The sequence below is a fragment of the Salipaludibacillus agaradhaerens genome (genome assembly GCF_002019735.1).
Classification (GTDB): Bacteria; Bacillota; Bacilli; order Bacillales; family Salisediminibacteriaceae; genus Salipaludibacillus; species Salipaludibacillus agaradhaerens.
On the sequence record NZ_KV917378.1, the window covers coordinates 1,315,043 to 1,329,336 of the forward strand.

Genomic DNA, 14,294 nt, shown 5'->3' on the forward strand with positions numbered 1-14,294 from the left:
CCTTTCTCAGCCTGATTTCCTTTTTAATGATACAGGCCTTTTATAAATCTAATGGTTTTCCATCAAAAATGCAATGAACAGCATAATACTTAACCGACCTTTTAACAATAGAAAATTCGATTCGCCTTCACATCCACAATCTGTCCTTTATTCAAACCTCTGTTTATAGAACCTTTGGAATATTGAGCTAAAGTAAGCAAAAAAAGATCCCCATTGAAATGTGGAATCTTTTTTGCTATTAAGTCTAGTTATGTCCTAACCTCACGATGTCAGACCTTTTGCATTTCAGATAATGAAATGTGAACTTGTATTTTTCCAATGGAGCTGTCCATCGGTACACTAATAAACTTCTTTGTTGATCGATATGTTGAGGGGCCGTCATTAACAACTGGGGGTGTTACATCGATAATACAGTCTTCTTTAGACAATTCTGTAGCGGTTGAACCAGCAACCCAGTTACCAAATTCCTGAATTGCACTCCAACCAATATCATCAATAGCCTCAATGGTCATTCCACCCATCATCGTTCCTATTATCTTTTTAGCTGTCTCAATATCAAGTGTGCAAATAATTTGACCGGATAATTCGCCATGTACCCCCAATACGACGGAAACATCGTCTGAAGGTATAATACCTTGACCAGCTGTCGGTTTATTAGGGCTAATATCTATGCCAAAATGACTACTCATAATTGATTTGGTCGCGCGGCATACCGCGTTGATGTGATTAACGTTCACAAAACTTCACTCACCTTTCTTCTAAATGATACATCCGCTGATAATATAACTCAATAAATTCTTGACCCCTTTGGGCGTTATTAACATGACACAGCTTTTTGCTTCTATCATTTAGAACGCATACCTTTTCTGGTCATTACTCAGGTCTACCATCTCTTGTTTTTGTCAGCATTACCCTTTTATTAGCAATAGTCTTCACTATTAGCTCCGTTATTAGTATATGCATTTCCGTTCCAAGCATATAAGCGTTCTTTTGCAACGAACCTTTTTATCATACAATGGTTGTGTATCGTTTGTCACGATTTCACTGCTAAAGTATGATTTTCAACATAATAATAGTATAAAAGACCTCGAAAGAAGAAGAAAGAAGAAAAATCGATTTCACTATATACGCTACAATAGTCCTATGAGTATGACTATTTTTCTGAGGGTATCAGTTTTTCTTCCTACTTTATTGCAGGGGTTATTCACTAATTAAAGATGATATGAACCTCTCAAGGTATTAGACGACTATTTCGAGGATAACTCATTTAGTTTGTTGTTATATTCTCTTAACTTTATGTAAAAGAAAAAAAAACAGAGTGTTCATGAAGCTCATAAAGACCACTTCAGTACACTCTGTTTTTTCAAATATTTAGTTATCTGCTGCCTTTTTCATAAGGCTGACTCAATGCTTTTGGACCTTCTGCTTTACCTACAAATCCTGCAAGGGCAAGAATCGTTAATACATAAGGTAAAATGAGCATATAAACTTGTGGTACATTCGCCAATCCCGGTATTTGTTGAGCCGATATACTTAAGGCTTGAGCAAAACCGAAAAAGATAGCCGCTCCCATAGCACCTAAAGGGTGCCATTTACCAAATATAAGTGCTGCTAATGCCATAAATCCTTGGCCGACAATTGTGCCACCAGCAAAATTTCCGGCAGTTGTAATCGCATATACGGCTCCACCCATACCACCGAAAGCCCCACTGAGCATGACACCAATATAGCGCATTCGATTAACTTTAATCCCCATCGTATCGGCAGCCATAGGATGCTCCCCAACGGAGCGAAGCCTTAATCCAAATGGTGTTTTAAATACGACATACCAAACGATGACAGCTAGAATAAAGGCAATATATGTCGTAGCGAATATTCTTGAAAAGAACATAGGTCCAATAATTGGAATATCACTCAATATTGGGACATTTGTTCTAAAAATACGTGCTGAAATCGTATCTGTTTGCCCTCGCTCAAACACTTCCCTTACGATGAAAACGGTCAAGCCGACAGCAAGAAAATTCAATGCCACACCACTTACTATTTGATCTGCTTTTAATGTAATAGAAGCTACGGCATGAAAAAGTGAAAAGATGGCGCCTAATACAATGGCCACAATAATACCAAGCCATGGGGAAGCAGCCCCTAAGCCGACAGACTCGAAATAAAGAGTGCCGACAATACCTGCAAATGCCCCCATAACCATTAAGCCTTCAAGACCGATGTTGACGATCCCTGATCGTTCACTAAACAACCCGCCTAGTGCTGTTAGAAGTAAAGGGGTAGCTGCTATCAACGCAGCTGGTACAATCGTGTACAGGATTAATAAAAATTGATCCATTTATTTCCCCTCCTTCTTGCTGCTTTGCAGTCGACTATAGATCCAACGAATTAAATAGCTTGAGGCTACGAAGAAAATAATGAGCGCAATTATAATCTCAACAAGCTCTGGTGCAACACCAGCCTGTCCTTGCATATTGTTCGCACCTTCTTTTAAACCACCAAAAAGGAAGGCCGAAAGAAAAATACCAACTGAAGAGCTAGCACCTAACAATGCTACTGCAATACCGTCAAATCCATAATTAGTAAATGAAGGAAGGATATTAGCATAGTTGTATGTTCCCAAACCGAGCATTGCGCCACCAATCCCAGCGAATGCACCTGACACAGACATTGATAAGATGATATTTAAATTCACATTCATCCCCGCATATGAGGAGGCATGTTGATTGTACCCTACTGAGCGAAGTTCAAAGCCTTTCTTCGTTTTCCACAGTAAAAACCACATTAGCACGCATGCACCTATAGCAATAAGGAACCCCCAATGCAACCGTGAAAAATTCGTCAGAGCAGCTAAATAGTCTGAAGAAAGTGAAGATGAGTTATGGATAAAAGCTGTTCTTTGACCAGACTCCAGCATAAAGTTTCTTATAAAATGGTTCACAACATGCATGGCAATATAATTCATCATAATCGTTACAATCACTTCGTGTACTTGGAAACGTGCTTTTAACAATCCCGGGACAAACCCCCACAGTGCGCCAGCAAGAGCACCTGCCAATAAAGAAAGCGGGAGGTGTATAGCCATAGGAGCCTCTACTGTAATTCCTACAAACACTGACGTAAACCAACCTACAATCAGCTGACCTTCTACCCCGATATTTAACAAACCTGTCCTAAAAGCAAAAGCTACTGCCAACCCAGAAAAAATAAGCGGGGTCATTCGCTGTAATGTTTCTCCAAAGTAATAGGCATCTCCGAAGACACCTTGAAAAAGTGCTACATAACCATCGATTGGATTGTTCCCACTAACGAGCATAATCACGGCCCCTGCCAGAAAACCAAATCCAATGGCTATAAGAGGAATGACTAATCCAAAAAATTTACTTTTTATCGCATTGGTCATGACTGTGGCTCACCTGCTTCCTTTTTACCCCCGGCCATAAGTAGCCCTAATTCTTTCTCATTTGTCGATTTTGCATCCACGATAGCGACAATCTCACCTTCGTAAATAACAGCAATACGATCACTGAGATTTAATACTTCGTCAAGCTCAAGAGAGACTAATAAAACCGCACGACCTTTATCTCTTTCTTCCACTAGTTTTTTATGGATGAATTCGATTGCTCCTACATCAAGTCCCCGTGTAGGCTGAGCTGCAATCAGAAGATCAGGCGACCTATCCACTTCTCGGGCGATAATAGCCTTTTGCTGGTTTCCTCCAGAAAGTGCTCTTGCTAATGTTCGTTCACTTGGTGTTCTCACATCATATTCCTCTATTAATTGACGTGCTTTATCGTACATTTTAGGATAATTTAGAATACCATTAGATGTATATGGCTTTTGATAGTACGTTTGCAATAAAATATTTTCGCCTACAGTGAAGTCAAGTACGAGACCATGTTTATGACGATCTTGCGGAATGTGTCCGACACCAGACTCCGTCACTTTACGCGGCTTATGCGACGTAATATCTTTTCCAGAAAGGTGGATCGTTCCCTTCTTAGGAGCGTTTAGTCCTGTAATAGCCTCAATCAATTCAGACTGACCGTTGCCTTCCACCCCAGCTACCCCTATGATTTCCCCTGCACGAACGTCCAGATTTAATCCGTTAACCATATCCACGCCTCTACTATCTTGCACATGTAAATCTTTTACTGACAAAACAACCTCTTTTGGAGACGCATCTGTTTTATCCACAGCAAATGTGACTTCCCGTCCTACCATCATTTCAGCTAGGCTATTTTCAGTAGATTCAGCCACGTTTACGGTACCAATCCCTTTACCACGGCGGATAACCGTACAACGGTCACACACTTGCATAATTTCTTTTAGTTTATGAGTAATGAGAATGATGGACTTTCCTTCTTTAATAAGATTCTTCATAATTTGAATAAGTTCTTTAATCTCTTGGGGTGTTAATGCTGCTGTAGGTTCATCGAAGATTAGAATATCCGCCCCTCGATACAACGTCTTCAGTATTTCTACCCTTTGCTGCATGCCTACAGATATATTTTCAATTTTGGCATTAGGATCAACGCGAAGCCCATATTGATCAGAAATGTCAGCAACATCTTTTGCAGCTTTGCGATGATCAATCTTACCCCTTTTTACTGGCTCGCTCCCAAGAATAATATTTTCAGTAACGGTAAAATTTTGTACGAGCATGAAATGTTGATGAACCATACCAATTCCTAAGTCATTTGCTACATTAGGGTCAGTAATGTTCACTTTTTCTCCACGCACTTTAATGTCACCTTTTTCCGGCTGGTACAAACCAAACAAGACATTCATCAATGTGGATTTACCTGCCCCATTTTCACCCAACAGTGCATGGATTTCGCCTTGTTTAACTTGTAATGTAATATTATCATTCGCAACAATACCGGGAAATTCTTTCCTTATGTTATTCATTTCAATTACATATTCCAATATAAACACTCCTATCGGACTCATAAGAAAAACCTAGCATAGTTTTCACCTTATCTGCCGTCTATATGGATACTCGTTTAAAGTATGACTTAAAGGTCCTATTTTGACAGGTACTCTCTCACTTTATGGCATTTCCACTTTATGCTCACATGCCAGTTACTAACAATTGTATTTATTTTAGTTCATGCTGCATACGTACACTCATAGAAGAACTATAGCTAAATTAATTTACTTCATTAAAGTGCTAATTTTATGTTTGGCTATGTAAAAATAAAGGGTAAACGCCAAACATCACTATTTCAGTTAGCATACATTTGGATTAAAAAAGTCACACCCAACACTTTATCAAAGAAAGTGTCAGTCTCAATAAATCAAGTCAATTTTGTCGAGCCTTTTTTAGGTAATTGATTGATAATAAAGCATATGAACAAAGGCTAGTACAAGACTAGCCTTCGTTACGCCTTATTATTTATACATTCCCAGTAAATGTTTACTTAAAGGGAATCTTCAAACTCATCATATTCTTCATCAGTTTGAGGCACTTCGATCTCACCATTCAAAATCATTGCCTCATATTCTTCAACTGCTTCAATCGCTTCTTCAGATACGTTATCACGTGTTTCTGCAATGCCTACACCGTCATCTTCTAGACCAAATTCAAGTATTTCTCCACCAGGGAAATTACCATTCATTGTATCTTCAGCGACTTGATAAACAGCTTGGTCTACACGTTTAACCATTGAGGTTAAAATGACGTTTCCTTCAGCCCACTCACCTTCTGTTAACGCTTGATCTTGGTCAACACCAATGGCCCAAACATTTTCACCGTTTTGAGCACGATCAATTGCTTCTGTGAACAAGCCATTCCCAGTACCACCAGCAGCATGATAAATAATATCAGCACCATTACCATACATTGTATCTGCTATTTGCTGACCGCGAGAAGCATCATTGAAATCTTGTGCATATTGAACAGAAATTTCAATATCAGGATTTACATATTTTACACCAGCTTTAAAGCCGCTTTCGAATTTTTTAATTAGTGGGCTTTCCACGCCACCAATGAAACCAATATGGTCAGTTTCAGTATGCATAGCAGCAACAACACCTACTAGGAAAGACCCTTCATGCTCTGCAAATGTCAAGTTAGCAATATTTTCTACAAGTTCATCATTTTCATCTCTTACAACATCATCTACAAGAGCAAAATTTTGATCAGGGCTCTGTTCTGCAACCGTACGAATATCATCAAGCATTAAAAATCCAATGGCAAATGATAAGTCAGTACCTTCTCTAGCAAGTCGATTTAAGTTAGGCGCATAATCAGAGGCGTCACTAGATTGAATGTAATCAACTTCTACGTCTGGATAATCTTCACCGAACATTGTTAGCCCTGCCCACGCAGATTCGTTAAATGAGCGGTCATCAACACCTCCAACGTCGGTAACCATTTTAGCGGAAAAACCTTCACCATCGCCCGCAGCTTCGTTATTACCGTCATTTTCAGTTACTTCATTACCATTATCCGCTCCGTCATTAACCGGAGTAGTGTCATCATTACCTTCGCCACAGCCAGCTAAAATAGCACCTGCAGCTAGTGCAGAAGACACCAGCATCATAAAACGCTTTTTCATCCTGTAAATCCCCCTTGAAAATAATGTTTTTTTCTGTCGTAACATCGCAACATGTTAACTAACAGCTATGCCATTATTATGACATACAATGAAGAAAAATATAATGCTTAAAACGTTTTCAAATAGTTGATATTTCACTTGTACGATGTCTGACAACTAAATGTGACATACTTTTCTATTAAAAACGTTTTTTGATTCGAATTAAATATATCATTAATCCCCACCATAATAAATACTTTTTTCATAGAAATTTATATTTTTTGGCCAATTATCTAACAGCCTAAATGTTCTATTAAGTTGTACTATATATAGTAATACCTTTTACCTTTAAATATCTTTATTTTTTCAGAAAATAAGTATGCCAACTAAGTTCAAATAGATGAAATTACGCCCAATCTTGGTATGTGAACTCTCAGTTAATTGTTTTTATTATTTAAAAAAGGGAATGCATACACTAACATCAGGAATATAATTTGATAAAGGGGGGTTGCTTCTTTATGATTAACAAAAAAACACCTTGGTCTTATAAATGGCACCGCTTTTGGGTACTCTGGCACGCAGCAAAAGCGGATTATTATGGAAGCATCAAACATGAGAAACGTATGTTAAAGCATGAAGAATTAGCCTCCAGGCTTTTAAATGAGGTAAATGAAAAGAAACAAAGTAAGGTACAAAAGGACAACGACTCCTCTTCTAGGACAGAGGAAACTAACATGGCCCCTTTAGAAACCTCTCACTCAACGAAGTAATCTAGCTGATAACATGTAGGCAAGAATAACAGCTAATATACCCGCAGATAATTTACCGATGATCATAGGAAATACTAAAGTCGGCTCAACAGCTGCGGTGAAAGCTAAGTGGCCACCAAAAACAAATGCACCGCTGACAGAAAAAGCAATATTCATTAATTTGCCTCGATTATCAAGATCATCAAGTTTTTTATACATGGGGATGCTATGGGCTAAAGATGCAATGAGACCAATCCATGTTCCTGCCTCGATTCTGCTTTTATCAATGATGTTTGAACAAATGGGAATCACTCTTCGTTGAAGAAAGTGTACGAATGGAAAAGCACCACCTAAAGCAAGGACGATCAATCCGACAATTTCCATCGACTCTGCAAATGGGGTTAATCCCCTTATTAAAGTAACACCTGCAAGTTCTTGAATTGCCACGACAACAAGAACCGAGGTGACGAGTAACATCATCACTTTACCAATAAAAACAAAGCACCATATCATGATGTCTTCTATCAAAAGAAGTCCAACTATTACAATACCAGTAAAAATGAAGACCGGGATGAGCTGTTGCCCAATAAAAGCAGGAGAAAAGCCTGCTAGTAATCCACCAAGGAAGGCCCCAACTGGTACAGGTATTAATCCAAGCATAATTCCTCTTGCTAAAAGAGGATAATGTTTGTTGCTAATTAAACCTAAAGCGACAGGAACAGTAAAAACAAACGTCGGCCCAAGCATTGTAGCAAGTATTATGCCTGAAAATTTTGCCGCTTCTTGGGAAGATGCCAACTCAAATGCCAATGGATAGCCCCCCATATCTACAGCTAAAATCATTCCTGAGAACATGGCTGGGTCTGCTCCTAACCAGAGGAATGCTGGTGTTAGCAATGGTCTTAGTCCCTCAGCTAAAATTGGCGCTACTGTAATCATACCAACCATAACAATAGCTAACGGCCCCATCGTCTGAAACCCTTCATCAAACGCTTTCCCGTAACCTCGCTTGTTTCCTAATGCTTTATCACCAATTCCAATAATCATGAAAAAAATCAACATCCAAATAATAGCCGTATTAATCCACATACTCCGCTCCTTACAATTATAACCAACATCATACAAAATATTTATCTTTTTGGGAATTTTATTTATTGAGTATTCTTTGTATAAAAGGTCCACCTTAATGCTTACAACTTCACGTCTCTTTTGCTCGTAAATTTACCCTATTAAGCTAATATTATCCCAAATTTAACTTGCCATCCTATTAAACACGCTCGTTTCAATTCTTTAATAATAGCAATGTTCCCGACAGTATAAAGGAATCACTCTTTTTTGCCAACTCTCTTTTTACAAGACTAATTGATTAACACGCTTATGAAGATAATACACAAAAACCTGCTACAATGAGCAGGTTAGTTTTCGAAAAGCCAATTATCAAGACTCATTTTTATAGGATCACATGAAAATCATTGCCATTCGGAAGGCAATTCATCCCCTATTTCCTCCAGTCCGATAATAAGTAAAGCTTCTATTTCTTGTTCACTTAAACGTGTAAGCACTTTTTGTTCAATTTCAGCTTGTTCTTCAGGTGTTATCCCCCTAGTCATTTGTGTTGCCATGTCTTTTACTTCACCTACAGAGAATTTACTAAGAACAACTTTCGTTGCCTCTTCTTTTGTCTTAAATGGCAAGTCCTCTAATGAGACATCACTTGAACGAGAAGCTGCTGTATTAGCATAAGTCTTAAAAGCAGCAACCAAGTGAGGATTGGCACTCAGCTCTTCAACCACCTCTTCTGTTAAAACTTGACTCGTCATTTTATCAAACACTTGATCTGAAATAAACGATAATGCAAACCGATAACCACCATAGAGAATTCCTGCAGCAATAACAATAAATATAAGAAATTTTTTCATTATACCTTTCGCCTCTTCCGTCATTCTACATTAGTTTCCTCAATCTATTATAATGAGAAAAAGGTTAAAAGCAAGTCGTTCTAAGGCCCATTTTCTTCATGAAGCGGAAGCCTTACCGTGAATTTAGTCCCTTTTCCTTCTTTACTTTCCAACTGGATGTCTCCTCCATGATCTTCAATTATTTGAAACGAGACCATTAAACCTAAACCGGTTCCTTTTTCTTTCGTCGTAAAAAAAGGTTCTCCTACTCGTTCTAACAACGATTTAGGGATACCGTGCCCTTCATCAATTACTTCAACGATGGCATAGGAACGGTCTTTTTTCAAACGGACAATAATTTTCCCTTTGTCCATCGCTTCAATGGCATTTTTAATAAAATTCATAAATACCTGTTTTATTTGATTGCTTATACAATAAATGAATAAATTTTTATCCATTTCTTCAATTTCAATATAGATATTTTTTATAATTGCCTGAGTATTAAGTAACGTGACAATGTGCTCGATAAGTGAATTTAATAAACAAGCATCTTTCTCAAGCTTTTGCGGCTTTGACATAATAAGTAGTTCATTTAATATTTGCTCTATTCGTTTAAATTCAGAATTCATGATATCAAAATATTCTTTTTTACCTTGTCCGCTCATTTCTATAAGTTGAAGAAAGCCTTTTAGTGACGTAAGTGGATTTCTAATTTCATGAGCAATCCCTGCAGCCAATTGGCCAACAGCCGAAAGTTTCTCTGATTGATAGAGCAGTTCCTCTGATTTTTTCTTTTCAGTAATATCTCTAAATGTACAAACCATGCCGACTACCTTATCCGCTACGACCATTGGTGTCAAAACAAATTCAACAATGATGGGAGTACCATCTTTATGGAAGATGGACACTTCACTTTCTCGAATGACGGTCTCCTTAGATAGTTTATCGATAGAGGGAACGTTTTCTTCACCAATTGTTAGATGATTATCCGCGTTTTTCATAAACAGTTGTAGGAAAGCCTCTGTTGTTAATTCATCTTTCGTATAGCCCGTCATCTTTTCCGCAGCATGATTCCACATGACAACATTGAAATCTTTATCTAGACCTGCAATACCTTCTTCAACAGATTCAAGGATGAGTTCATTCATCTTTGACACTTCGAAATATTTTTCAAGACTATCACGCTCTGACGTAATATCTTTAATAATACCGTAAACACCAATAATATTGGATTGAACAATGATTGGAAGAGTTGTAATGAGTAAATGAAACGGATGATTGACGTCTTCAGAGAAGTTTATTTCCATTGCTTGTGGCTTTCCATTAATAGCATAGTTAAATAAAAATTCGACACTTTTCAACTTGTTCTTAGGGACAAATTCTTTATAATGACTACCTAAAAATAACTTTTCATCTAAAGGAAATAAGTTTTTAAATGCTGAATTAATCGCTAAAATATTTCCGTCCATATCAATAGAGCAGACAGCTTCTGGATGTTTTTGAAAAAGGGTTCTATAGCTTTCTTCGACCACTTCCATCGCTAAATGCTTTTGTGTAATATCTTGAAAGATGACTAATAGACCCCCATTTTTCGGAAAAGCCTGTACATGAAACCACGTATCATTGGCTGAATAATATTCATCAAACTCCACAGAGGTTTCCTTCATGAGGGCATGATGAAAGGCTTCATAGAAGAACGTTCTCACTAATTCAGGAAGTTCCTCCCATAATTCCTTCCCGAGCATTTCCTCTCTCTTAATACTCATATGTGCTTCAGCAGCTTCATTTATGTACAAGAATCTCCAATTTCCATCCAGGTACATGACCCCATCAGAAAGAAGGTCCATCGTCTTAGAGAAAGAAGCAACGAGATCGGTTGCATTAACTCCTTTGCCTAAAAGTGACTCGATATTATTATTATGAGTTCTCATTACCGTCACTCCTATCACTTCACTTACTTGAACAGACGCTCTCAAGTAAAATCACATCGAAATTTGTATAAACCTTCTATTATTCTTTTTATAAGAACCAACTTACCCCTATCTTACCAAAAAATTGTTCACCATACGGAACTTTTTAAAAGTATTACACATTATTTATCGTCCCCACTCCCGAATATGTGATAAAAAACACGGCCATTCGTTATGGCCGTGTCAGTTCGTGTAGATTTAAAGTCCAGCCGATCTCTGGAGACGCTTAGCAATTTCTTGAAACATCTCCTCTGTTATCCCTGGAGCAAATTCTTCAGGAACCTCTTCTAAATCTGGAATAGGTCCTCCCTCAGGCGTCCCTTGAATAACCTCAAGAGGTCCGCCATCTGGGTGTTCACCTTTCCAGATTTTGCGAATTTCTTTATAATCATTATCACTAAACGTGTATAGTTTTCGTTGTGAGCCCATATCCTCAAATTTTCTCGCTGTCTCGAATTGACGATTATCTAAGTTTGGGATAGGGAGCATTTTTTTCACATCTACTCCTGTAATAACTTCAAGCGCTTTAGCGTAAGCAAGGATGTGAACGCCACCTCTGACGAGTAAATAACCAGTCATTTCCCGTGCTACTGGATTATCTGTCATTTCATAAACACGCATTTTATGGGTGCGTGCACCACATTCAAGGAAAAAGTTGTGAAGTAAGTCTAATACAAGGTTACCACTGTTAAAAACATAATCTCCAGACCACGGTCGCCCCATCGAATCACTCGGTATTGATGTTTGTGCTGTCTGAATAAAATGGTGTGAGTTCCGTTTATCTTTTGCATTTCTCATTGGTGTCACATCAGGATCACCCGGGAAAGTTGTCCCTGTGATCATTAAGTTAATCGTATTTGAAACGAGCTCTACGTGACCAAATTCTTCTGCTGTTATGCTGGCAATTAAATCGTAAAAAGGACGATATTTATTCTTTTGCCTAAAATTAAACGATTGGAACATATAATTATTTAAAGTGGACATCTCACCATATTTTCCACCTAATAATTCCTGTACCGCTGCTGCCCCGTTTGGGTCTGGGTTTTTCGGCATTGGCAGTTCAATTTGGAGTTTATCTATTCGTTTGAACAACAAAAATCCCTCCTGATATTTCGGCTTCGCCGGCCGGCTACAAAGCTACAAATAATGTATATGCTTTATACAACTTGGCCTAACACCTTTTCAAAAGGGAAAACTAATACGCGTCTATATTAAGTTCCACTGGAACGTGATCTAGAAGACGTACACCGTTAGGAGTAACATGACACCGGCAAGCACTGAGGACCACTCCCGCCTGCTCTGCTATTAAAAGAGCATTCGTAAAGTCTGGATCTATCTCAGCCGCAGGCTGAAGCTCTTTAATATCACTGCGCTGGGATACAAATAAAATAGCTGCACGCCATCCTAGTTCTTTGGAAATTTCGGCCAGTTCTAGTACATGCTTTGTTCCTCTAGCTGTTACAGCGTCAGGGAAAAAGCCTGTGCCATTCCGATTAACAAGTGTCACACCCTTCACTTCTACAACCATGTATTCATCATCTTTTTGGAGAAGGTGATCCCACCTTGACCTTCCTTTTGTATACTCACTGCGTAAATATCTCCAGTTGGTAAAATCGGACAATTGTTGTTGTTCAAGGGCGAGACCCGTCAGCTTATTCGGCAATGTGGCATTAATGGATACCCAATTGTCGCTAGTCGAATCCTTCACACACACCGCTGAAAATTTCGTCTTACGTCTTGGGTCGCTATTAGGAAGTAAATACAGCTCCGCACCTTGAATAAGCAGTTCTTTTAATCGACCAGAATCTGGTAAGTACGCCTCGATAATGTCGCCACTCTCTAATATTTGACACCTTATTAAAAAGCGGTTTGGTCTGTCGATGAATATGGCTCTTATTATTGAAGATGAGTACGGAATAAAAACGCTTGACAAAGCTTCAGCCCCTTTCTGCTTTAATTTATAGGATTATCTCACCTCGATCACTAGAGATGTGGCATATTGATGCGTAATAGGTTGACCTTCTTGCAATATAGTAAAATCAGCACGTAATTCAATTTCATATTCCCCTGGAGGAAAACCAGGCTCCTCCATAAAAGAATGGAAAAAGTCTGCATGCTCATCAGTCTCGCTATATGAAATGCGTTTAACATAGTCTTCTTCATACCATTCTTTCTGTTTTAAAACAGTCTTCTCTTCTAGTTCAGTCGTAGGATAGTATAGGAGTTCAACACCCCTGTCTACTTCATGCAATTCAAAATAAAGCGGACTCTCGACATGGATAATCTCTAGTTCCTCTCTCTCTCCTTTATATTGAAGCTTACCTGTTAGCTGAATCTGCTCTTTTGATTCGTACACAGCTTTTTCGGAAATCAAACGAAGTATGAATTCACCAGCATCAGTTTCCGCAACCACTAATCCTTCATGTTCATTTTTATCTTCCTCGTTATTTATATGTTCACGCTCATACTCATTGCTGTTTATAGAGGTGTTATCAGAATCTGTCACTTCCTCAGAAAGGTGACTACAAGCAGCTAACATTAAGAAAAGACTTGATAGGATCCAAACTCTCGGATTGAGCATAACCTTCCCCTCCCATGTATGAGGCACTATCGTTCGTCTTCATTTTACTCAATTAGGAAATTTTTTGTCTATATGTACCCTTGCTCTTTCATTATTTTTGTTATTTACTGTTCTGAAAAGAATGTTGCATGATATAAATTAAAAGGCAAAACTTAAGCTATCTCTTTAATCATCATGCTTATATGCATCTCCTTTGTATCTGTCGCAAAATAAACACTTTTAAAGCTGCCTCTCTTCTCAAAGTCAGACAGCTTTAAATCATTAATTAATAACTATTTCATTTTAAAATAGACGATTGGCTATCATTAATGGCGATTCTAAAAGCAATAAAATACCAACGATCAACACGGTCAATATTATAATAAGCACAAATCCTGCCAATAATATTGCTGTTTTTTCACATTGCTTCCACTTGACAGCTTACGAAAAAACCAACTATAAGTGAATCGATTTCATAAATCATAGTTGTATCTATTTCGGAACGTTATGACTCATTCCACTACAGATGGACGCTTTCCGTGGGCTCTCCTGCACCTCATTTTGCCTTTGCA

At 38.2% G+C, this 14,294-nt stretch carries 12 protein-coding genes; 1 reads left to right on the forward strand and 11 read right to left on the reverse strand.

Going from position 1 to position 14,294, the window contains the following annotated elements; translation table 11 throughout:
- Nucleotides 1-269: 269 nt before the first annotated feature.
- The 5 genes from BK581_RS06410 to BK581_RS06430 form a co-directional block, all read right to left on the reverse strand.
- Nucleotides 270-737, reverse strand: a complete 468-nt coding sequence (locus BK581_RS06410; RefSeq protein WP_078577398.1) for a chemotaxis protein CheX — start codon at nt 735-737, stop codon at nt 270-272.
- A gap of 638 nt (nt 738-1,375) precedes the next feature.
- Nucleotides 1,376-2,341, reverse strand: a complete 966-nt coding sequence (locus BK581_RS06415; protein ID WP_078577399.1) for an ABC transporter permease — start codon at nt 2,339-2,341, stop codon at nt 1,376-1,378.
- The gene (locus tag BK581_RS06420) at nt 2,342-3,406 is read right to left on the reverse strand and encodes an ABC transporter permease (RefSeq protein WP_078577400.1); all 1,065 of its coding nucleotides are present in this window, start codon (nt 3,404-3,406) and stop codon (nt 2,342-2,344) included. It abuts the gene before it with no gap.
- Nucleotides 3,403-4,932 carry an ABC transporter ATP-binding protein gene (locus BK581_RS06425; RefSeq protein ID WP_078577401.1) on the reverse strand — a complete coding sequence of 510 codons (1,530 nt, stop codon included), beginning with the start codon at nt 4,930-4,932 and terminating at the stop codon, nt 3,403-3,405. Before BK581_RS06425 ends, BK581_RS06420 begins: the two co-directional genes overlap by 4 nt.
- A gap of 494 nt (nt 4,933-5,426) precedes the next feature.
- Nucleotides 5,427-6,566, reverse strand: a complete 1,140-nt coding sequence (locus BK581_RS06430) for a BMP family lipoprotein (protein ID WP_078577402.1) — start codon at nt 6,564-6,566, stop codon at nt 5,427-5,429.
- A gap of 497 nt (nt 6,567-7,063) precedes the next feature.
- Between BK581_RS06430 and BK581_RS06435 the strand changes: the two genes are divergently transcribed.
- Nucleotides 7,064-7,315, forward strand: a complete 252-nt coding sequence (locus BK581_RS06435) for a hypothetical protein (RefSeq protein ID WP_078577403.1) — start codon at nt 7,064-7,066, stop codon at nt 7,313-7,315.
- Here the strand turns inward: BK581_RS06435 and BK581_RS06440 are convergent.
- The 6 genes from BK581_RS06440 to BK581_RS06465 form a co-directional block, all read right to left on the reverse strand.
- Nucleotides 7,304-8,383, reverse strand: a complete 1,080-nt coding sequence (locus BK581_RS06440; protein WP_078577404.1) for an ethanolamine utilization protein EutH — start codon at nt 8,381-8,383, stop codon at nt 7,304-7,306. The two genes, BK581_RS06435 and BK581_RS06440, sit on opposite strands and share 12 nt — an antisense overlap.
- A 380-nt stretch (nt 8,384-8,763) precedes the next feature.
- Nucleotides 8,764-9,213, reverse strand: a complete 450-nt coding sequence (locus BK581_RS06445) for a hypothetical protein (RefSeq protein WP_143709638.1) — start codon at nt 9,211-9,213, stop codon at nt 8,764-8,766.
- Between the two features lie 80 nt (nt 9,214-9,293).
- Nucleotides 9,294-11,123, reverse strand: coding sequence for a PAS domain-containing sensor histidine kinase (locus BK581_RS06450; protein ID WP_078577406.1), 1,830 nt, complete (start codon nt 11,121-11,123; stop codon nt 9,294-9,296).
- A gap of 237 nt (nt 11,124-11,360) precedes the next feature.
- Complete coding sequence (locus tag BK581_RS06455) at nt 11,361-12,254, reverse strand: manganese catalase family protein (protein ID WP_211273952.1); 894 nt, start codon at nt 12,252-12,254, stop codon at nt 11,361-11,363.
- Nucleotides 12,255-12,357: 103 nt separating this feature from the next.
- Nucleotides 12,358-13,095: a DNA/RNA nuclease SfsA gene (gene sfsA / locus BK581_RS06460; RefSeq protein ID WP_078577408.1), complete on the reverse strand. Its 738-nt coding sequence runs from the start codon at nt 13,093-13,095 to the stop codon at nt 12,358-12,360.
- A 33-nt stretch (nt 13,096-13,128) separates the two neighbouring features.
- Nucleotides 13,129-13,743, reverse strand: coding sequence for a hypothetical protein (locus BK581_RS06465; RefSeq protein ID WP_078577409.1), 615 nt, complete (start codon nt 13,741-13,743; stop codon nt 13,129-13,131).
- Nucleotides 13,744-14,294: the final 551 nt, after the last annotated feature.

Coding starts and splice junctions, on each gene's coding strand:
- BK581_RS06415 (WP_078577399.1), bottom strand. CDS start 2,341: ATGGATCAATTTTTATTAATCCTGTACACGATTGTACCAGCTGCGTTG.
- BK581_RS06420 (WP_078577400.1), bottom strand. CDS start 3,406: ATGACCAATGCGATAAAAAGTAAATTTTTTGGATTAGTCATTCCTCTT.
- BK581_RS06430 (WP_078577402.1), bottom strand. CDS start 6,566: ATGAAAAAGCGTTTTATGATGCTGGTGTCTTCTGCACTAGCTGCAGGT.
- BK581_RS06435 (WP_078577403.1), top strand. CDS start 7,064: ATGATTAACAAAAAAACACCTTGGTCTTATAAATGGCACCGCTTTTGG.
- BK581_RS06440 (WP_078577404.1), bottom strand. CDS start 8,383: ATGTGGATTAATACGGCTATTATTTGGATGTTGATTTTTTTCATGATT.
- BK581_RS06445 (WP_143709638.1), bottom strand. CDS start 9,213: ATGAAAAAATTTCTTATATTTATTGTTATTGCTGCAGGAATTCTCTAT.
- BK581_RS06450 (WP_078577406.1), bottom strand. CDS start 11,123: ATGAGAACTCATAATAATAATATCGAGTCACTTTTAGGCAAAGGAGTT.
- BK581_RS06465 (WP_078577409.1), bottom strand. CDS start 13,743: ATGCTCAATCCGAGAGTTTGGATCCTATCAAGTCTTTTCTTAATGTTA.